This is a genomic window from Mesorhizobium sp. B2-7-2 (assembly GCF_006440775.1).
Lineage (GTDB): Bacteria > Pseudomonadota > Alphaproteobacteria > Rhizobiales > Rhizobiaceae > Mesorhizobium.
In genome coordinates this window covers 1-20,903 of record NZ_VFTZ01000045.1, presented here as the reverse complement: position 1 = coordinate 20,903, position 20,903 = coordinate 1, and the positions used below count along the sequence as shown (strand labels likewise).

The following is a 20,903-nucleotide window of genomic DNA, read 5'->3' as shown; positions in this document are numbered from 1 at the left end:
GCGATGGAAGAGAAGCTGCGCTTCGCCATCCGTGAAGGCGGCCGCACCGTCGGTGCCGGCATCGTCGTCACCATCAAGGAATAATCGGTCCGGCTTTCGCCGGCTCGACAAGGAAAGGGCGGTCTTCGGGCCGCCCTTTTTCGTCTGGAAAGCTGTGCTGCCAGACTCTTTTCAATTCTGTTGCAACCACCGGCGCCGCAACTAGTATGGGTCGCACCGAGGGGCTTGCCAGACGTGGTTGCCACATTCCGTTCAAAGACCATGCGGTGTCGGCGCGGGCTGCTTCGGTTGGGATTGGCCGCCGTCTTGGGGCTGGCCGCCTTCGGCGCCGCCGCAAAGGAAGAGCCGCCGGACTACGGTCCGACGATGCGCTTCGTCGTGGTGCGGAGCAGCGCGCCGGGCTGCGAGCCGAACTGCCCGGAATGGATTTCGGCCGAAGGCACGATCGACGCAGGCACGCCGCTGCTGCTGAAACGCCTGCTGAAGACGCTCGGCGGAAGGCCGCTGCCGATCGTCGTCAATTCTCCGGGCGGCAACGTCGATGCTGCGCTTCAGCTTGGCCGCATGGTCCGCAAGAACAAGCTCGATATCGCGGTCGGCATCACGGAATTCTCCGGCTGCCCGCCGGGGACGAAAAATTGCCGCGACAATGACGGCAAGGGCCAACCCTATTCCGGTGTCGCTTATGATAGCGGCGCGATGTGCAATTCGGCTTGCCCGCTGATGTTTGCCGGCGGCATGCGCCGCGTCGTGGGCGAATGGGCCTATCTCGGCGTCCATCAGATCACCACCACCTACCGGCGCGAAAAACTGCTCTACCGCACCACCTATCGGGTCGTGAACGGCAAGAAGAAGATCATCGGCACCAGGATCGTCAGCCGCAAGAACGCCGGCAGCTACAAGACCTACGAGATGAGCAAGGCGATCGAGAAGCGGCTGTCGGCCTATTTGAAGGAGATGGGTGTCGAGCAGGATGTGCTGGGCGTGATGAAGGCCACACCTGCCAGCGACATCAGGCAGATCGAGCCCGATGACATGCTGGAGATGAAGCTCGTGACCAGCCTCGATTCGCTCGACCTGCTGACCGAGAGAACCATTTGCCAGCGCCATCCCGCGCCGGCGAATTGTCGCGAGATTCCCGCGAACGGCGCGCCCGTCGCGGTCGCGGCAGTAGGGACCGGACCTTCTTATACAGCGCCGGTTCCCGCGCCGGCGCCGCAAGCCCACGAACTGCAGATGCGTTTCGTTCTTGTTCGCGGCAGCAACCCGCTCTGCAATCCCGATTGTCCGGAATGGATTTCGGCGGAAGGCACAATCGCCGCAGGTACGGCCGACAAGCTGCGCCAACTGCTCGATACGATCCGGGAGCGCCGGTTGCCGGTCGTAATCAACTCGCCGGGTGGAGATGTGCAGGCTGCGCTCGCCGCGGGCAGGCTGATCCGCGAGCGCGGCTTGGATATCGCGGTCGCCCGAACGGATTTTCTCGACTGCGATCCGGGCACCGTGGGGTGCGTCGCGGCCGACGGTCTCCATGCCGGGCTCTCCATCGATGCCGGCGCCGAATGCGACGCCGCTTGCGCGGTGATGGTCGCCGGCGGGGTCCGGCGCCTGGTTGGCGCCGGTGCGCACTTCCTCGTGCATTCCATGGGCATGGAAGACAAGGTCAGGGCCTATCTCGACGAGATGGCGGTCGGCTCGGGCTTTTTCGCCGCCATGCACTCGGCCGAATATGCAAAGCACAGGGAACTCAGCCGGGACGAACTGAAGACATTCGGGCTGACGACCGGGCCGCAATCGGTGGACGCGCTGACGGGCGCCACCATTTGCAGGTCCCCATCCAGGCCGGACAATTGCCGGGTTCTTCCGTCCGCCGATGCCGAGGCAAAGGCGCCGGCGAAGCTCTAGCTCGCGCACTGGCCATCGAGGCAGGTTGAGCGGGGCAGGGCGCTGCCGCTATCTTGTTGTTGTATGCACAGGGAGGAGCGGCGATGAGCGAGGACATCCCGACTTTGTACGAATGGGCCGGCGGCAGCGAGGCGCTGAACCGGCTGACCCGGACCTTTTACGACAAGGTGGCGGCGGATCCGGTCGTCGGACCGGTGTTCAGGATGATGTCGCCGGATCACCCGGCGCATGTCGCCGCCTTCATCGGCGAGGTTTTCGGCGGCCCGAAGACTTACAGCGAGAAGCATGGCGGCCATCGCGAGATGGTGATGCATCATCTCGGCAAGCATCTGACCGAGGAACAGCGCCGCCGCTGGATCAATCTCCTTGCCGACGCGGCGGATGAGGTCGGCCTGCCCGACGACCCCGAGTTCCGCTCGGCCTTCATGGGCTATGTCGAATGGGGATCGCGGCTGGCGAAGATGAACTCGAATCTTGGCGAGACCTGCGATCCCGAGACCGAGCCGATGCCCGCCTGGGGCTGGGGCGTGCCGGGCGGGCCTTACAAGCCGCCGGCCGGGAAGTCGTAGGCGCGGGCGTTGTCTGGCGAGCGCGATCGGTCGCCGGCGGTATGGAATCCAGATTTCCGGCAAAGGTTTTAAAACCACTGCTGAGTGCTCTTTACAGAGCGCACGGAAGCTTTTAGGAAGCGCCTGCGCCGAACAAGCGCATGCACGGGCATAGCTCAGTTGGTAGAGCGGCGGTCTCCAAAACCGCAGGTCGTAGGTTCGAGCCCTGCTGCCCGTGCCATTTCCTCAAAGTGGCCGATCGAAGCTTCCGGCGTTGAAAATCGGCGGGTGGCTTGCCATATAGCGAGAATTGGGGCATAAGCCCCGTATAGCCGGGACGGGACGACTGGATGGTTCCGAGGCGGCGTTAAGACATAAAGCGGATCCTTGCCACTTGCGTGGATTAAGAATCGGTTTTATGTAGACAAGACAGACACGCGACGCGTGGAGCTGGGAAGCCGGCTTTACGCGTCTGATTTGCGTGGGTGAAATAGCGGCGCTGATTCGCGCCGCATGAAGCCCAGGCGGCACGTCCCGGTCAGCGGGATCATCCAGGAGGCCCGGCCAACGGGTCTCGAAAACAGGCGGCGCATGGCTTCGAAAACCACTAATCCCTTCACCTTTCTCCAGCAGGTTCGCGCGGAGACGGCCAAGGTGACATGGCCTTCGCGGCGCGAAACCATGATCTCGACCGTGATGGTCCTGATATTCGCGGTGATCGCGATGCTGTTCTTCTTCGCTGCCGATATTCTGATGGGCTATGCGATCGAGTGGATCCTGGGTCTCGGGCATTAATTCGGCGGATTACGGAGAGGTCGTGAAATGACTGCGCGGTGGTATATCGTCCACGCCTATTCGAACTTCGAGAAGAAGGTCGCCGAGGACATCGAGAACAAGGCCAAGCAGAAGGGCTTGTCCGGGGACATTGAGCAGATCGTGGTCCCGACCGAAAAGGTCGTCGAGATCCGTCGCGGCCGCAAGGTCGATGCCGAGCGCAAGTTCTTCCCGGGCTATGTGCTCTTGAAGGCCAATCTGACCGACGCCGTGTTCTCGCTGGTCAAGAACACGCCGAAGGTCACCGGCTTTCTGGGCGACTCCAAGCCCGTGCCGATCACCGAGACGGAGGCGCAGCGCATCCTGAACCAGGTCCAGGAAGGCGTCGAGCGGCCGAAGCCCTCGGTCACCTTCGAGATCGGCGAGGCGATCCGCGTTTCGGACGGTCCTTTCGCGTCGTTCAACGGCGTCGTCCAGGAAGTGGACGAGGAGCGGGCCCGCCTCAAGGTGGAAGTTTCGATCTTCGGGCGCGCCGTGCCCGTCGATCTGGAGTTCGGGCAGGTCGAAAAGGGCTGATCCGTAAAGCTGCGCCGCAAGGCGCGGGGATCCGCGCCGCAAGGCGTCGGGAGGCGGCGTGAACAGACGCCGCATGAACGGGTGGGAGGCGAAGGCGGCATAGCCGGCCGTCGGAACCGCACCACCAGACTGCAACCGCCGCGTTTCCCGGGTAACGGGCCGGCATGAGAAAAGGCAGGAATAGAGATGGCTAAGAAAGTTGCAGGCCAGCTCAAGCTCCAGGTTGCCGCGGGCTCGGCCACGCCGTCGCCCCCGATCGGCCCGGCGCTTGGTCAGCGCGGCATCAACATCATGGAATTCTGCAAGGCGTTCAACGCGCAGACCCAGGAGCTCGAGAAGGGATCGCCGATCCCGGTCGTCATCACCTACTACCAGGACAAGTCGTTCACCTTCGTCATGAAGACGCCGCCGGTGAGTTACTTCCTGAAGAAGGCCGCCAACCTGAAGTCGGGCTCCAAGGAGCCGGGCAAGGTCAAGGCTGGCACGATTAGCCGCGACAAGGTGCGCGCGATCGCCGAGCAGAAGATGAAGGACCTGAACGCAAACGACGTCGAGGCGGCCATGCGCATGGTCGAGGGTTCCGCCCGCTCGATGGGCCTGGAAGTGGTGGGCTAAGATCATGGCAAAGATTGCAAAGCGTATTGCCAAGAGCCGTGAAGGCATCGATCCGAACAAGGCTTACGCCCTCTCCGAGGCGCTGCAGCTGCTCAAGGACCGGTCCAAGGTGAAGTTCGACGAGACCGTCGAGATCTCGATGAACCTCGGCGTCGATCCGCGTCATGCCGACCAGATGGTCCGCGGCGTGGTCAACCTGCCGAACGGCACCGGCCGCTCGGTGCGCGTCGCGGTGTTTGCCCGTGGCGACAAGGCCGAGGAAGCCAAGGCCGCCGGCGCCGATATCGTCGGCGCCGAGGACCTTGTCGACATCGTCCAGAAGGGCACGATCGATTTCGATCGCTGCATCGCCACGCCGGACATGATGCCGCTGGTCGGTCGTCTGGGTAAGGTTCTCGGCCCGCGCGGCATGATGCCGAACCCGAAGGTCGGCACGGTGACCACCGATGTGGCCGCGGCCGTCAAGGCTTCGAAAGGCGGCGCCGTCGAGTTTCGCGTCGAGAAGGCCGGCATCGTCCAGGCCGGCGTCGGCAAGGTCTCGTTCGACGTCAAGGCGCTGGAAGAAAATGTCCGCGCCTTCGCCGACGCGGTGACCAAGGCCAAGCCCGCGGGCGCCAAGGGCAACTACGTCAAGAAGGTGTCGGTCACCTCGACGATGGGCCCCGGCCTCAAGCTCGACATCGCGACGCTCGCCGCGTCGTAAGTGTCGGCCGATCGGGTAAGGCCGATCGCTGGGGCATGATCCCGAAAAGCGGGAACATGCTCCAGCAAGAAAGAATTCCGGACCGCCGATCCGTCGGCGGCCCGGTACCCCGGAAGCCGAAAGGTTTCCGGATATCCTGTCCGAGATTGCAGGCGGCCCAAAAGCCTTAATTCAATGGGCCTGCATGAGACGGGTGAAGACCCGACAAAGGAGCCAAGCTCCAATGAAAGGTTCGAACCGTGTTTGCCTTTTGTCTGCGCACTATCCGGCGTGCCGGCTGGTGTGGCGAAAGGGGGCAGGATCCTCGAGCGCCGTTCGGGAGATCCGTTACTGGATGGCCCGGCCGGCAAAAGGCAACCGACGCCTGACCTCGTCAATGGGGCAGGGGTCAACTGGAGATAGGCAGTGGACAGAGCGGAAAAACGCGAACTCGTCACGGGCCTGAATGATGCGTTTTCAAGCGCTGGTTCAGTCGTCGTGGCCCACTACGCCGGTATCACCGTCGCGCAAATGAACGACCTTCGGTCGAAGATGCGCGCCGCCGGTGGCACCGTCAAAGTCGCGAAGAACCGTCTCGCCAAGATCGCTCTTCAGGGCACGGACTCCGCATCGATCATCGATCTGTTCAAGGGACAGACGCTGGTCGCTTATTCGGAGGATCCGATTGCGGCGCCGAAGGTCGCGTCCGATTTCGCCAAGGGGAATGACAAGTTGATCATTCTCGGTGGCGCGATGGGCACGACCTCGCTCGACGCCGACGGTGTGAAGGCACTCGCCACACTACCGTCGCTCGACGAGCTGCGCGCCAGGCTGGTTGGCATGATCGCCACGCCGGCTACCCGGATCGCCCAGATCGTCAATGCGCCCGCGGCTTCGGTCGCGCGTGTCATCGGCGCTTACGCCCGGAAGGACGAGGCGGCATGAGGCCGTTCCTCGCTGTCAACAACACACGTTCGAACCTAGTGAAGGAATACAAAAATGGCTGATCTCGCAAAGATCGTAGACGACCTTTCGAAGCTGACCGTCCTCGAGGCGGCCGAGCTGTCGAAGCTCCTGGAAGAGAAGTGGGGCGTTTCGGCCGCCGCTCCGGTAGCGGTTGCCGCTGCCGGCGGCGCTGCCGCTGCCGCTGCTCCGGTTGAAGAGAAGACGGAATTCGACGTCGTTCTCGCCGATGCCGGCGCCCAGAAGATCAACGTCATCAAGGAAGTCCGCGCCATCACCGGCCTTGGCCTCAAGGAAGCCAAGGACCTGGTCGAAGCGGCTCCGAAGCCGGTCAAGGAAGCCGTTTCCAAGGCCGACGCCGACAAGTTCAAGGCTCAGCTGGAAGCAGCTGGCGCCAAGGTCGAGCTGAAGTAAGCCTGTTAGGCGAGGGCGGACGGTCTCGCGCCGTCCGCCCCCTCCCTTGACGAAGGGAGGGTTCTGTCACGCGAGGCGTTTGAAAACCTCTTTCCTGAGGGCCGAAAAGCGGCTTTCCGGAAACGGGTTTTCTCCCGTTTTAGCCGGAAGCCGCCAAGCGATTGGCCCAAGAAATTGGCAGGGGCGGCCGGAAAAACAGATAGGGGCAGCCGCCGAGGCAGCCCGTTGGTGCAAGGCGAGCCGCGGCGAGGTTCGTCCCGAGTTTATAGCTAAGGAGCGACGATGGCCCAGACCCAGACTTTCAATGGCCGCAGACGCGTACGCAAGTTCTTCGGAAAGATCCCGGAAGTTGCGGAGATGCCGAACCTCATCGAGGTTCAGAAGGCATCCTATGACCAGTTCCTGATGGTGGACGAGCCCAAGGGCGGCCGTCCGGACGAAGGACTGCAGGCCGTTTTCAAGTCGGTCTTCCCGATCTCCGACTTTTCCGGCTCCTCGATGCTGGAGTTCGTGAAATACGAGTTCGAGGCACCGAAATTCGACGTTGACGAGTGCCGTCAGCGCGACCTGACCTATGCGGCGCCGCTGAAGGTGACGCTGCGCCTCATCGTGTTCGATATCGACGAGGATACCGGCGCCAAGTCGATCAAGGACATCAAGGAGCAGGACGTCTACATGGGCGACATGCCGCTCATGACGTCGAACGGTACCTTCATCGTCAACGGCACCGAGCGCGTCATCGTCTCGCAGATGCACCGTTCGCCGGGCGTCTTCTTCGACCATGACAAGGGCAAGTCGCACTCGTCGGGCAAGCTTCTGTTTGCCGCGCGCGTCATTCCTTATCGCGGTTCGTGGCTCGACATCGAGTTCGACTCCAAGGACGTCGTGCACGCCCGCATCGACCGCCGCCGCAAAATTCCGGTGACGTCGCTGCTGATGGCGCTCGGCATGGACGGCGAGGAGATACTGTCGACCTTCTACAACAAGATCACCTACAAGCGCGCCGGCGACCACTGGCGCATTCCGTTCAACGTCGAGCGTTTCCGCGGCCTCAAGGCCGTCGGCGACCTGGTCGACGCCGATACCGGCGAGATCGTGGTCGAGCAAGGCAAGAAGATCACCGCCCGCCAGGCTCGCCAGCTCGGCGAGAAGGGTCTCAAGGCCATCAAGGCGACCGACGAGGACCTGCTCGGCAACTACCTTGCCGAAGACATCGTCAACTACGGCACCGGCGAGATATTCCTCGAAGCCGGCGACGAGATCGACGACAAGACGCTGAAGGTGCTGCTCGGCACCGGCGATGACGAGATCCAGATCCTGGACATCGACCACGTCAATGTCGGCGCCTACATCCGCAACACGCTCAACGTCGACAAGAACGAGAGCCGCCAGGACGCGCTGTTCGACATCTACCGTGTCATGCGCCCGGGCGAGCCGCCGACGCTCGAGACCGCCGAAGCCATGTTCAACTCGCTGTTCTTCGACAGCGAGCGCTACGACCTGTCGGCCGTCGGCCGCGTCAAGATGAACATGCGCCTCGAGCTCAAGGCCGAGGACACCGTGCGCGTGCTGCGCAAGGACGATATCCTGGCCGTGGTCAAGACGCTGGTCGAGTTGCGTGACGGCAAGGGCGAGATCGACGACATCGACAATCTCGGCAACCGCCGCGTGCGTTCGGTCGGCGAGCTGATGGAGAACCAGTACCGCGTCGGCCTGCTGCGCATGGAGCGCGCGATCAAGGAACGCATGTCCTCGATCGAGATCGACACGGTCATGCCGCAGGACCTGATCAACGCCAAGCCGGCGGCCGCTGCCGTGCGCGAGTTCTTCGGTTCCTCGCAGCTGTCGCAGTTCATGGACCAGACCAACCCGCTGTCGGAGATCACCCACAAGCGTCGCCTGTCGGCGCTTGGACCGGGCGGTCTGACCCGCGAGCGCGCCGGCTTCGAGGTGCGCGACGTGCATCCGACGCATTACGGCCGCATCTGCCCGATCGAGACGCCGGAAGGCCCGAATATCGGTCTGATCAACTCTTTGGCCACTTTCGCGCGCGTCAACAAATACGGCTTCATCGAGAGCCCGTACCGCAAGATCGTCAACGGCAAGCTGACCAATGACGTCGTTTATCTGTCGGCGATGGAAGAGGCCAAGCACCATGTCGCGCAGGCCAACGCCGAGCTCGACAAGAACGGCAGCTTCGTCGACGAGTTCGTCATTTGCCGTAACGCCGGCGAAGTGATGATGGCGCCGCGCGAGAACGTCGACCTGATGGACGTCTCGCCGAAGCAGATGGTGTCCGTCGCGGCGGCGCTCATCCCGTTCCTCGAGAACGACGACGCCAACCGCGCGCTGATGGGCTCGAACATGCAGCGTCAGGCCGTGCCGCTGGTGCGCGCCGAAGCGCCGTTCGTCGGCACCGGCATGGAGCCGGTCGTCGCCCGCGACTCGGGCGCTGCCATCGGCGCCCGCCGCGGCGGCGTGGTCGACCAGGTGGACGCCACCCGTATCGTCATCCGCGCCACGGAAGATCTCGATCCGGGCAAGTCCGGCGTCGATATCTACCGGCTGATGAAGTTCCAGCGTTCGAACCAAAACACCTGCATCAACCAGCGTCCGCTGGTGCGCATGGGCGACCGCGTCAACAAGGGCGACATCATTGCCGACGGTCCGTCGACCGAGCTCGGCGATCTGGCGCTCGGCCGCAACGTGCTGGTCGCGTTCATGCCGTGGAACGGCTACAACTACGAGGACTCGATCCTGCTCTCCGAGCGCATCGTGGCCGACGACGTCTTCACCTCGATCCACATCGAGGAGTTCGAGGTCATGGCGCGCGACACCAAGCTCGGGCCGGAGGAAATCACGCGCGACATTCCGAACGTTTCGGAAGAGGCGCTGAAGAACCTCGACGAGGCCGGCATCGTCTATATCGGTGCTGAAGTGCAGCCGGGCGACATCCTGGTCGGCAAGATCACCCCGAAGGGCGAAAGCCCGATGACGCCGGAAGAAAAGCTCCTGCGCGCCATCTTCGGCGAAAAGGCTTCGGACGTTCGCGACACCTCCATGCGCATGCCTCCGGGCACCTTCGGCACGGTCGTCGAAGTGCGCGTCTTCAACCGCCACGGCGTGGAGAAGGACGAGCGCGCGATGGCGATCGAGCGCGAGGAGATCGAGCGTCTGGCCAAGGACCGCGACGACGAGCAGGCGATCCTCGATCGCAACGTCTATGCGCGTCTTTCCGACGTGCTGGTCGGCAAGGAGGCGATCGCCGGACCGAAGGGCTTCAAGAAGGGCTCGAAGCTGTCGAAGGACACGCTCGACGAGTATCCGCGTTCGCAGTGGTGGCAGTTCGCCGTGGAGAACGAGAAGCTCCAGGGCGAGCTCGAGGCTCTGCGCGGCCAGTACGACGAGTCCAAGAAGGCGCTCGAGCAGCGCTTCATGGACAAGGTCGAGAAGGTGCAGCGCGGCGACGAAATGCCTCCGGGCGTCATGAAGATGGTCAAGGTCTTCGTGGCGGTGAAGCGCAAGATGCAGCCGGGCGACAAGATGGCCGGCCGTCACGGCAACAAGGGTGTCGTGTCGCGCATCGTTCCGGTCGAGGACATGCCTTTCCTCGAGGACGGCACGCATGCCGATATCGTGCTCAACCCGCTGGGTGTGCCGAGCCGCATGAATGTCGGCCAGATCCTGGAAACGCATCTGGGCTGGGCTTGCGCCGGCATGGGCAGGAAGATCGGCGAGCTGATCGACGCGTACAAGGGTGGCGGCGACATCAAGCCGCTGCGCAAGACGCTGGAAAGCTTCATGCCGGCCAATGACCGCAACGAGCCGATCCGCGAGTATGACGACGAGAGCATCGTTCGCCTGAGCGAGCAGATGCGCCGCGGCGTCTCGATCGCGACACCGGTGTTCGACGGCGCGCATGAGGCCGACATCAACACCATGCTGGAGCAGGCTGGCCTGCACACCAGCGGTCAGTCGCAGCTCTATGACGGCCGCACCGGCGAGCCGTTCGATCGCAAGGTGACGATGGGCTATATCTATATGCTCAAGCTGCATCACCTGGTGGACGACAAGATCCACGCGCGTTCGATCGGTCCGTACTCGCTCGTCACCCAGCAGCCGCTGGGCGGCAAGGCGCAGTTCGGCGGCCAGCGCTTCGGCGAAATGGAGGTCTGGGCGCTCGAAGCCTACGGCGCGGCCTACACGCTGCAGGAAATGCTGACGGTGAAGTCGGACGACGTCGCCGGCCGCACCAAGGTCTACGAGGCGATCGTGCGCGGCGATGACACGTTCGAGGCAGGCATCCCCGAGAGCTTCAACGTTCTCGTCAAGGAAATGCGCTCGCTCGGCCTCAATGTGGAGCTGGAGAACACGCAGGTCGAAGAGACCCCGACGCGTCTGCCCGACGCGGCCGAGTAAGGCACCGGCGCGCGCCGCGTTCTAAGCGCGGCGCGCCCTGAGCATGATCCCGAAAATCGGTCACCGGTTTTCGGCCAAGATCACGCTCACCCAAGAAGTCTTCGGCCGGTTCGACCGGCCAGTCTGCGGACATTTCGTCCGCGATCGATGCAAGGGGTTATCGAGGACCCCGAAAAGGAGAACGGCATGAACCAAGAGGTCATGAATCTCTTCAACCCGCAGGCGCCTGCGCAGGTGTTCGATTCCATCCGGATCTCGCTTGCCAGCCCAGAGAAGATTCTGTCCTGGTCGTTCGGCGAGATCAAGAAGCCGGAGACCATCAACTACCGCACCTTCAAGCCGGAGCGTGACGGCCTGTTCTGCGCGCGCATTTTTGGTCCGATCAAGGACTATGAATGCCTGTGCGGCAAGTACAAGCGCATGAAGTACAAGGGCGTCATCTGCGAAAAGTGCGGCGTCGAAGTAACGCTGTCGCGGGTTCGCCGCGAGCGCATGGGCCATATCGAGCTCGCCGCGCCCGTCGCCCATATCTGGTTCCTGAAGTCGCTGCCTTCGCGCATCGGCACGCTGCTCGACATGACGCTCAAGGATATCGAGCGCGTGCTCTACTTCGAGAACTACATCGTTACCGAGCCGGGCCTCACCGCGCTGAAGGAGAACCAGCTCCTCAGCGAGGAAGAGTACATGATTGCCGTCGACGAGTACGGCGAGGACTCTTTCACCGCCATGATCGGCGCTGAGGCCATTCACGACCTTCTGGCCGGCATGGACCTGGAGAAGATCGCCGGCGACCTGCGTTCGGAGCTGGCCTCGACCACGTCCGAGCTCAAGCAGAAGAAATACCTGAAGCGGCTCAAGGTCGTCGAGAACTTCATGGAATCCGGCAACCGTCCGGAATGGATGATCATGAAGGTGGTTCCGGTGATCCCGCCGGACCTGCGCCCGCTTGTCCCGCTGGACGGCGGCCGCTTCGCCACGTCCGACCTCAACGACCTCTACCGCCGCGTCATCAACCGCAACAACCGCCTGAAGCGGCTGATCGAGCTGCGCGCGCCCGGCATCATCGTGCGCAACGAAAAGCGCATGCTGCAGGAAGCCGTCGATGCGCTGTTCGACAACGGCCGTCGCGGCCGCGTCATCACCGGCGCCAACAAGCGTCCGCTGAAGTCGCTGTCCGACATGCTGAAGGGCAAGCAGGGCCGGTTCCGCCAGAACCTGCTCGGCAAGCGCGTCGACTATTCCGGCCGCTCGGTCATCGTGACCGGTCCGGAGCTCAAGCTGCATCAGTGCGGCCTGCCGAAGAAGATGGCGCTCGAGCTCTTCAAGCCCTTCATCTACGCCCGCCTCGACGCCAAGGGTTTCTCCTCGACTGTCAAGCAGGCGAAGAAGCTGGTCGAGAAGGAGCGTCCGGAGGTTTGGGATATCCTCGACGAGGTCATCCGCGAGCATCCGGTGCTCTTGAACCGCGCGCCGACGCTGCACCGCCTCGGCATCCAGGCGTTCGAGCCGATCTTGATCGAAGGCAAGGCGATCCAGCTGCACCCGCTGGTCTGCACCGCCTTCAACGCCGACTTCGATGGCGACCAGATGGCGGTCCACGTGCCGCTGTCCCTGGAAGCGCAGCTTGAAGCCCGCGTGCTGATGATGTCGACCAACAACATCCTGCACCCGGCCTCCGGCGCGCCGATTATCGTGCCGTCGCAGGACATGGTTCTCGGTCTCTACTATCTCTCGATCGTCAACCAGAATGAGCCGGGCGAAGGCATGATGTTTGCCGACATGGGCGAGCTCCAGCATGCGCTGGAGACCAAGGCCGTGACGCTGCACGCCAAGATCAAGGGCCGCTTCCGCAGCGTCGACGCGGAAGGCAACGTCGTGTCGAAGATCTACGACACCACGCCTGGCCGCATGATCATCGGCGAGCTTCTGCCGAAGAACGTCAACGTGCCGTATGAGACCGCCAACCAGGAGATGACCAAGAAGAACATCTCCAAGATGATCGACACCGTCTACCGCCACTGCGGTCAGAAGGAGACGGTCATCTTCTGCGACCGCATCATGGCGCTCGGCTTTGCGCACGCCTGCCGTGCCGGCATTTCGTTCGGCAAGGACGACATGCTGATCCCGGACACCAAGCTGAAGCTCGTTTCCGACACCGAGGCCTTGGCCAAGGAATACGAGCAGCAGTACAATGACGGCCTGATCACGCAGGGTGAGAAGTACAACAAGGTCGTCGACGCCTGGGCCAAGTGCTCGGAGAAGGTGGCCGACGAGATGATGGCGCGCATCAAGGCGGTGGAGTTCGAGGACAACGGCCGTCAGAAGCCGATGAACTCGATCTACATGATGTCGCATTCGGGTGCGCGCGGTTCGCCCACCCAGATGCGTCAGCTCGCCGGCATGCGCGGCCTGATGGCCAAGCCCTCGGGTGAAATCATCGAGACGCCGATCATCTCGAACTTCAAGGAAGGCCTCACCGTGCTCGAGTATTTCAACTCGACCCACGGCGCCCGCAAGGGTCTGGCCGACACCGCCTTGAAGACGGCGAACTCGGGTTACCTCACCCGCCGCCTCGTCGACGTGGCGCAGGACTGCATCGTCAACTCCGTGGATTGCGGCACCGACAAGGGCCTCACCATGCAGCCGATCGTCGATGCCGGTCAGATCGTTGCCTCGGTCGGCCAGCGCGTGCTGGGCCGCACTTCGCTCGACGACATCAATCATCCGGTCACCGGCGACCTGCTGGTCAAGGCCGGAACGTTGATGGACGAGCGCGATGTGGAGCAGATCGAGAAGGCCGGCGTGCAGTCGGTCCGCATCCGTTCGGCGCTGACCTGCGAGGTCAGGACCGGCGTGTGCGCGGTCTGCTACGGTCGCGACCTGGCCCGCGGCACCCCCGTCAACCAGGGCGAGGCCGTCGGCGTCATCGCGGCGCAGTCGATCGGCGAGCCGGGCACCCAGCTCACCATGCGTACCTTCCACATGGGTGGCACGGCGCAGGTGGTGGATTCCTCGTTCCTTGAAGCCTCCTATGAGGGCAAGGTGCAGATCCGCAACCGCAACGTGGTCCGCAACTCGGAAGGCCAGCAGATGGTCATGGGCCGCAACATGGCGGTGCTCATCCTCGATGAGACCGGCAAGGAGCGCGCCACACACCGCGTCGCTTATGGTTCGCGTATTTTCGTGGACGATGGCGACAAGGTGAAGCGCGGCCAGCGTATCGCCGAGTGGGATCCCTATACCCGCCCGGTCCTCACCGAAATCGAGGGCAGGGTGGCGTTCGAGGATCTGGTCGACGGCATCTCCGTGCAGGAAACGGCCGACGAGTCGACCGGCATCACCAAGCGCGAGGTCATCGACTGGCGTTCGACGCCGCGCGGCAACGACCTGAAGCCCGCGATCGCCATCCAGGACGCCAAGGGCAAGGTCGGCAAGCTGTCGAAGGGCGGCGATGCACGCTTCCTGCTCTCGGTCGAGGCCATCCTCTCGGTCGAGCCGGGCGCGCATGTCCGTCCGGGCGACGTGCTTGCGCGTATCCCGATGGAAAGCGCCAAGACCAAGGACATCACCGGCGGTCTGCCGCGTGTTGCGGAACTGTTCGAGGCTCGCCGTCCGAAGGATCACGCCATCATCGCCGAGATCGATGGCACGATCCGCTTCGGCCGCGACTACAAGAACAAGCGCCGCATCATCATCGAGCCGCATGACTCGACGCTCGAGCCGGTGGAGTACCTGATCCCGAAGGGCAAGCCGTTCCATCTCCAGGACGGCGACGTCATCGAGAAGGGCGACTACATCCTCGACGGCAATCCGGCGCCGCACGACATCCTGGCGATCAAGGGCGTGGAGGCGCTTGCCTCCTACCTCGTCAACGAGATCCAGGAGGTCTACCGTCTGCAGGGCGTGTCGATCAACGACAAGCACATCGAGGTGATCGTTCGCCAGATGCTGCAGAAGGTCGAGATCACCACGCAGGGCGATTCGACCTACATCCCGGGCGACCACGTCGATGTGATCGAGCTGGAGGAGGTCAATGAGCGCCTGATCGAGGACGGCAAGAAGCCGGCCGAAGGTCAGCCGGTGCTGCTCGGCATCACCAAGGCCTCGCTGCAGACGCCGTCCTTCATCTCGGCCGCCTCCTTCCAGGAGACGACCAGGGTGCTCACCGAGGCTGCGGTTGCCGGCAAGACCGACATGCTGCAGGGCTTGAAGGAAAACGTCATCGTCGGCCGTCTGATCCCGGCCGGCACGGGCGGCACGATGAGCCAGATAAGGCGCATCGCCACCTCGCGCGACGAGCTCATCATCGACGAGCGCCGCAAGGCCTCCGGTGTAGAGGTCGCCGAGCCGATGCTGACCGACATGGTCAACGCCGCGCAGTAAGCGCTATGAATGAGAAAACAAGAAAAGGGGCCCGCGCGGCCCCTTTTCGCATTTTGGCTTGAAGCAACGAGGAAGAGCTATGAGCAGCAAGACCTGGACGGCTGTCGACGACTACATCGTTTCCTCTCTTTTCGAAGCGGACCCCGTGCTCGATGCCACGCTGGCGGCCAACCGCGACCATGGCCTGCCGGCGATCGACGTCTCGGCCGCGCAGGGCAAATTGCTGTCGCTGCTGGTGCGTATTCGCGGCGCCAAGAAGGTGCTGGAGGTCGGCACGCTTGGCGGCTACTCGACCATCTGGATGGCAAGGGGATTGCCGGCGGACGGCAAGGTGGTGACGCTGGAGCTCGATCCGCACCACGCCAAAGTCGCACGTTCGAACTTCGAGCGGGCAGGGGTTTCCGACAAGATCGACCTGCGCATCGGTCCGGCTCTGCAGTCGCTTGCCGCGCTGGCAGGCGAAAATGCCGGTCCGTTCGACCTGATCTTCATCGACGCCGACAAGCCGAACAACCCGAATTACCTCGACTGGGCGATGAAACTCTCGCGCTCAGGCACGGTCATCGTCTGCGACAACGTCATCCGCGACGGCGCGGTGCTGGATGAGGATGGCCGTGACGCCAATGTCGAGGGCGCACGCGCCGCGTTTTCGTTCATCGGCGACGAGAAGCGGCTGGACGGCACCGCCATCCAGACCGTCGGCGCCAAGGGCTATGACGGATTTACCATCGCGATCGTAAAATGAGGATGCCCTAATCGAAGAACGCCTCGACCACGTTGCGCTTGCCCAGCATGAACGCATCGGCGACGTGCTGCAGCGGCGCGAGGTCGACATCGGATGTTCCTGCGCGAACGATCTCGGCGAAGCGCTTGTAGAGCATCGGATATTCGGCCTCCGGCTCGTCATGGATGGTCTTGCCGTCGACGGCGAGCATCGCTCCGCCGCCGGACAGCACCATCCTGCCCTTGTCGGTCTCGGCGACGATGTCCCAAATTTGCGGCCCGGTCTGCAGCCAGTCGAGCTCCATCGTCACCGGCAAGCCGGTCGACGTGCGGAAGGCGACATGCGCCGCGACCGGTGCTGCGCGATTCTCGGGGAAATCGAGCACGGCCGAGGTGATGAACATCGCAGGCAGGATGTGTGTGGCGATCGACAACGCGTTGATCCCGGGATCGAACACGCCGAAGCCGCCCGGCTCCCAGATCCATTCCTGGTTCGGGTGCCAGCGCCGCACGTCTTCCTTCCAGTTGATGGCCGCCGAAGTCAGTCTGGCCGAGGCGAGGAATGCGCGCGCGGCCTCCACCGCCGGCGCGTAGCGCGAATGCCAGCTGGCAAAGAGCGAGACGCCGTTCTTTTCGGCAAGCGTCTTGAGGTGCTCGACCTCGCTGACCGTGGCGCCCGGTGGCTTTTCAAGGAACACGTGCTTCCTCGCTTCCAGCGCGGTGCGCGCGGCGTCGTAACGGAACTGGGGCGGCATGCAGAGCGAGGCCGCCTCGAGGCTGGGTTCGGCCGCCAGAATCGCTTCGATGCTGGGATAATTCGCAATGCCGTCCACCTTGCCGTGGCGGCTGGCCGCGGCGGTCAGTTGATAGTTGCCGTCCTTGGCAACCGCCGGCAGGTGCTGGTCGCGGACGATCTTTCCCACGCCGACGATGCCGAGCTTGATGGGACTGCTGGTCATGGGAACTCCAAGGAATGAAAGGGTGTGTCTAGGCAGGCAGGTTTGTCCGGCGAGTCCGGCAAATATGACGCCGGCCGCGCTTTTCAGATCGGCTCTTCAAAGGTGACGATCGAAACCTCGCCCTCCAATGCGCCTTGATAGGCCGACAGATGCGGCTCGTCGTCGGGCTCGCCCTCCATGTCGCCGATCTGGTCGAGTTCGGCCTCGGCGTAACCTTCGGCGGCAAGCGATTCGAGCGCGCGGCGCACGGCAGAATCATCGTCCGGCGCCACAAGCATCACATGAACGCCTTCCGGCTTGCCGCCCTTCTTCTTCCAGACCCGTCCAGTGATGATCGTGACCGGCCGTTCTTCATTGTCGTTCACGGGCTGATTCCTCGTTTTCCCCGAGATTGTGCGATGCAAGCCGCCTTTTGGCACGAAGCCGGGCCACAGGACAGCGCAAAGCCGGTCACTTTCTTCCTCGCTCTTGAAAAAAGACGCAAGAAAATTACATGCGTTTCTCGCATGGCTGCCCAGCTTCGGGTTGGGCGCAATATTTGCCGCGTCGGGGTTGACGGACCCTGGGGTTGCGAGTAGAAGCCGCGACGTCAGAACCGATGTGAGGCTCTCCTGTCCGAAGCGACACGCTTTGGAGTTTGCCTCAAACAGGGTTCGTTTTACGAGCGAAAAGACATTTCCGGCGCGCATGAAGCGGCTTCCGCTTCCTCTGCAATTTGTTCGGGCGGGACCGCGAGACGCGGTGTGTTGCCCGAATTTGCGTATGGAAATGACGCTTTGAGCGGCCCCCTGACAGGGCAGACACGGAATTGAGAGACAAGAGGGTTTAATGCCTACCGTCAACCAGCTGATCCGCAAGCCGCGCCTGGCGCCGGTGAAGCGCAACAAGGTCCCGGCCATGCAGCAGAACCCGCAGAAGCGGGGCGTCTGCACGCGCGTCTACACCACGACGCCGAAGAAGCCGAACTCGGCGCTGCGCAAGGTGGCCAAGATTCGCCTGACCAACGGTTTTGAAGTGATTGGCTACATCCCCGGCGAAGGTCACAACCTGCAGGAACACTCGGTGGTCATGATCCGCGGCGGTCGCGTCAAGGATCTGCCGGGCGTCCGCTACCACATCATCCGCGGCGTGCTCGACACGCAGGGTGTGAAGAACCGCAAGCAGCGTCGTTCGAAATACGGCGCCAAGCGTCCGAAGTAAGGGTTTCCCATGTCCCGTCGTCACAGTGCAGAAAAGCGTGAGATCAATCCGGACCCCAAGTTCGGCGATCTGATCGTCACCAAGTTCATGAACGCCGTCATGTATGACGGCAAGAAGTCGGTTGCCGAGACCATCGTCTACGGCGCGCTGGACCAGGTCCAGGCCAAGACCAAGCAGGAGCCGGTCACCGTCTTCCATCAGGCGCTCGACAATGTCGCGCCGCATGTGGAAGTGCGCTCGCGTCGTGTCGGCGGCGCCACCTATCAGGTTCCGGTCGATGTGCGCCCCGAGCGTCGTCAGGCGCTGGCCATTCGCTGGCTGATCGCCGCCGCGCGCAACCGCAACGAGACCACCATGGTCGACCGCCTCTCGGGCGAGCTGATGGACGCGGCCAACAACCGCGGCACGGCCGTCAAGAAGCGTGAAGACACCCACAAGATGGCAGAAGCCAACCGCGCCTTCGCGCACTACCGCTGGTAAAGCGCGAACGAGACTGAGAGGCACCTCCCATGGCCCGCGAATACAAGATCGAAGACTACCGCAATTTCGGTATCATGGCGCATATCGACGCCGGCAAGACGACGACGACCGAGCGCGTCCTCTATTATACGGGCAAGTCGCACAAGATCGGCGAAGTCCATGACGGCGCTGCCACCATGGACTGGATGGAGCAGGAGCAGGAACGCGGCATCACCATCACCTCTGCCGCGACCACGACCTTCTGGAAGGGTCGCGACGGCAAGATGCGCCGCTTCAACATCATCGACACCCCCGGACACGTCGATTTCACCATCGAAGTCGAGCGTTCGCTGCGCGTGCTCGACGGCGCCATCGCGCTGCTCGATGCCAACGCCGGCGTGGAGCCGCAGACCGAGACCGTGTGGCGCCAGGCCGACAAGTACCACGTGCCGCGCATGATCTTCTGCAACAAGATGGACAAGATCGGCGCCGACTTCTACCGCTCCGAGGAAATGATCGGTTCGCGCCTCGGCGCGCAGGCTGTCGTCATGCAGCTGCCGATCGGCGCCGAGACCGAATTCAAGGGCGTCGTCGACCTCGTCGAGATGAACGCGCTCGTCTGGCGTGACGAGACATTGGGCGCTGCCTGGGACGTCGTCGAGATCCCGGCCGACCTCAAGGACAAGGCCGAGCAGTACCGCGAGAAGATGATCGAAGCCGCCGTCGAGATGGACGAGACCGCGCTCGAGAACTACCTCGAAGGCAAGATGCCGTCGAATGACGAGATCCGCGCGCTGATCCGCAAGGGCACCATCGCGGTCAAGTTCTTCCCGATGTTCTGCGGTTCGGCCTTCAAGAACAAGGGCGTGCAGCCGCTGCTCGACGCCGTCGTCGAATACCTGCCGTCGCCGATCGACGTGCCGGCCATCAAGGGCGTCGATGCCAAGACCGACGCCGAGATCGAGCGTCATGCCGACGACAACGAGCCGCTGTCGATGCTGGCGTTCAAGATCATGAACGATCCGTTCGTCGGCTCGCTGACCTTTGCCCGCATCTATTCGGGCAAGCTCACCAAGGGCACCTCGCTCGACAACACCGTGAAGGGCAAGAAGGAGCGCATCGGCCGCATGCTGCAGATGCATGCGAACTCGCGCGCCGACATCGAGGAAGCCTATGCCGGCGACATCGTCGCCCTGGCTGGCCTCAAGGACACGACCACCGGCGACACGCTCTGCGATCCGCTGCACCCGGTCATCCTGGAGCGCATGGAATTCCCCGATCCGGTCATCCAGATCGCCATCGAGCCGAAGACCAAGAACGACCAGGAAAAGATGGGCCTCGCGCTGCATCGCCTGGCGGCTGAGGATCCGTCCTTCCGCGTCAAGACCGACGAGGAAAGCGGCCAGACCATCATCGCCGGCATGGGCGAGCTGCATCTCGACATCATCGTCGACCGCATGCGCCGCGAGTTCAAGGTCGAAGCCAATGTCGGCGCCCCGCAGGTCGCCTATCGCGAGACGATCACTCGCACGCACGAGCAGGATTACACGCACAAGAAGCAGACCGGCGGTACCGGCCAGTTCGCCCGCGTCAAGATCATCTTCGAGCCGAACACCGAGAGCGAAGAGTTCGTGTTCGAGTCCAAGATCGTCGGCGGTGCGGTTCCGAAGGAATACATCCCGGGCGTCGAGAAGGGCATCAACAGCGTCATGGGTTCCGGCCCGTTCGCCGGCTTCCCGATGATCGGTGTCAAGGCGACTCTCATCGACGGCGCCTTCCACGACGTCGACTCCTCGGTGCTGGCGTTCGAAATCGCCTCTCGCGCCTGCTTCAAGGAAGCCGCTCCGCGTCTCGGCGTGCAGCTTCTGGAGCCGATCATGAAGGTCGAGGTCGTGACGCCGGAAGATTATGTCGGCGGCGTCATCGGCGACCTCAACGGCCGTCGTGGCCAGATCCAGGGTCAGGAAGCGCGCGGCGTCGCCGTCGTCATCAATGCGATGGTGCCTTTGGCCAACATGTTCAAATACGTCGACAATCTGCGTTCGATGTCGCAGGGCCGCGCCCAGTACACGATGCAGTTCGACCACTACGAGCCGGTTCCGACCGCGGTCGCCCAGGAAGTTCAGAAGAAATACGCGTAACTCGCGCGGGTTGCACGAGACCTTAATTCAAGGCCCGCACGGGCAAGCAGGATTGGAGAGATCACATGGCAAAAGGTAAATTCGAGCGCACCAAGCCGCATGTGAACATTGGCACGATCGGTCACGTCGATCATGGCAAGAC

The 20,903-nt window shown here is 63.0% G+C and carries 16 protein-coding genes, 1 tRNA gene and 2 pseudogenes; 17 read left to right on the top strand and 2 right to left on the bottom strand.

Annotated features, from left to right (window positions below; genetic code table 11):
• The 13 genes and pseudogenes from FJ425_RS30830 to FJ425_RS30770 all read left to right on the top strand — a co-directional run.
• Window positions 1–84: pseudogene (locus FJ425_RS30830) on the top strand (elongation factor Tu); the annotation flags it as partial.
• Between the two features lie 282 nt (window positions 85–366).
• Entirely contained in the window at window positions 367–1,905 is a 1,539-nt protein-coding gene (locus FJ425_RS30825) for a hypothetical protein (protein ID WP_140637129.1), read from the top strand.
• Window positions 1,906–1,988: 83 nt separating this feature from the next.
• Window positions 1,989–2,474: a group II truncated hemoglobin gene (locus FJ425_RS30820; protein WP_140545993.1), complete on the top strand. Its 486-nt coding sequence runs from the start codon at window positions 1,989–1,991 to the stop codon at window positions 2,472–2,474.
• A 144-nt stretch (window positions 2,475–2,618) separates the two neighbouring features.
• Window positions 2,619–2,694: transfer RNA gene (locus FJ425_RS30815), tRNA-Trp, on the top strand.
• Between the two features lie 350 nt (window positions 2,695–3,044).
• Window positions 3,045–3,248: a preprotein translocase subunit SecE gene (gene secE / locus FJ425_RS30810; protein WP_095765634.1), complete on the top strand. Its 204-nt coding sequence runs from the start codon at window positions 3,045–3,047 to the stop codon at window positions 3,246–3,248.
• Between the two features lie 27 nt (window positions 3,249–3,275).
• A complete protein-coding gene (nusG, locus tag FJ425_RS30805) occupies window positions 3,276–3,803 on the top strand; it encodes a transcription termination/antitermination protein NusG (protein WP_140545994.1) in 528 nt (175 codons plus the stop codon).
• 186 nt (window positions 3,804–3,989) lie between these two features.
• The gene (rplK, locus tag FJ425_RS30800; protein WP_095765524.1) at window positions 3,990–4,418 is read left to right on the top strand and encodes a 50S ribosomal protein L11; all 429 of its coding nucleotides are present in this window, start codon (window positions 3,990–3,992) and stop codon (window positions 4,416–4,418) included.
• 4 nt (window positions 4,419–4,422) lie between these two features.
• On the top strand, window positions 4,423–5,121 hold the full coding sequence (gene rplA, locus FJ425_RS30795) for a 50S ribosomal protein L1 (RefSeq protein WP_140637120.1): 699 nt from the start codon (window positions 4,423–4,425) through the stop codon (window positions 5,119–5,121).
• A 405-nt stretch (window positions 5,122–5,526) separates the two neighbouring features.
• Window positions 5,527–6,045, top strand: a complete 519-nt coding sequence (gene rplJ, locus FJ425_RS30790; RefSeq protein WP_140545996.1) for a 50S ribosomal protein L10 — start codon at window positions 5,527–5,529, stop codon at window positions 6,043–6,045.
• A 54-nt stretch (window positions 6,046–6,099) separates the two neighbouring features.
• Window positions 6,100–6,477 carry a 50S ribosomal protein L7/L12 gene (rplL, locus tag FJ425_RS30785; protein WP_027170378.1) on the top strand — a complete coding sequence of 126 codons (378 nt, stop codon included), beginning with the start codon at window positions 6,100–6,102 and terminating at the stop codon, window positions 6,475–6,477.
• A 282-nt stretch (window positions 6,478–6,759) separates the two neighbouring features.
• Window positions 6,760–10,896: a DNA-directed RNA polymerase subunit beta gene (rpoB, locus tag FJ425_RS30780; RefSeq protein ID WP_140545997.1), complete on the top strand. Its 4,137-nt coding sequence runs from the start codon at window positions 6,760–6,762 to the stop codon at window positions 10,894–10,896.
• A gap of 186 nt (window positions 10,897–11,082) precedes the next feature.
• Window positions 11,083–15,279, top strand: a complete 4,197-nt coding sequence (gene rpoC / locus FJ425_RS30775) for a DNA-directed RNA polymerase subunit beta' (protein ID WP_140545998.1) — start codon at window positions 11,083–11,085, stop codon at window positions 15,277–15,279.
• Between the two features lie 79 nt (window positions 15,280–15,358).
• Window positions 15,359–16,024: an O-methyltransferase gene (locus tag FJ425_RS30770; protein ID WP_140727855.1), complete on the top strand. Its 666-nt coding sequence runs from the start codon at window positions 15,359–15,361 to the stop codon at window positions 16,022–16,024.
• A 7-nt stretch (window positions 16,025–16,031) separates the two neighbouring features.
• Here the strand turns inward: FJ425_RS30770 and FJ425_RS30765 are convergent, their stop codons facing one another.
• Window positions 16,032–16,961, bottom strand: a complete 930-nt coding sequence (locus FJ425_RS30765; protein ID WP_140727853.1) for a Gfo/Idh/MocA family oxidoreductase — start codon at window positions 16,959–16,961, stop codon at window positions 16,032–16,034.
• Window positions 16,962–17,044: 83 nt separating this feature from the next.
• Window positions 17,045–17,326 carry a transcriptional regulator gene (locus tag FJ425_RS30760; RefSeq protein ID WP_095765518.1) on the bottom strand — a complete coding sequence of 94 codons (282 nt, stop codon included), beginning with the start codon at window positions 17,324–17,326 and terminating at the stop codon, window positions 17,045–17,047.
• A 463-nt stretch (window positions 17,327–17,789) separates the two neighbouring features.
• On the opposite strand from FJ425_RS30760, the gene rpsL reads away from it, so the two are divergent.
• From rpsL to FJ425_RS30740, 4 genes and pseudogenes are all read left to right on the top strand, one after another.
• Window positions 17,790–18,161 carry a 30S ribosomal protein S12 gene (gene rpsL, locus FJ425_RS30755; RefSeq protein ID WP_006202128.1) on the top strand — a complete coding sequence of 124 codons (372 nt, stop codon included), beginning with the start codon at window positions 17,790–17,792 and terminating at the stop codon, window positions 18,159–18,161.
• Window positions 18,162–18,170: 9 nt separating this feature from the next.
• Entirely contained in the window at window positions 18,171–18,641 is a 471-nt protein-coding gene (gene rpsG, locus FJ425_RS30750) for a 30S ribosomal protein S7 (protein ID WP_027170372.1), read from the top strand.
• 29 nt (window positions 18,642–18,670) lie between these two features.
• Window positions 18,671–20,761 carry an elongation factor G gene (gene fusA, locus FJ425_RS30745; protein ID WP_140637127.1) on the top strand — a complete coding sequence of 697 codons (2,091 nt, stop codon included), beginning with the start codon at window positions 18,671–18,673 and terminating at the stop codon, window positions 20,759–20,761.
• A gap of 65 nt (window positions 20,762–20,826) precedes the next feature.
• Window positions 20,827–20,903: pseudogene (locus tag FJ425_RS30740) on the top strand (elongation factor Tu); the annotation flags it as partial.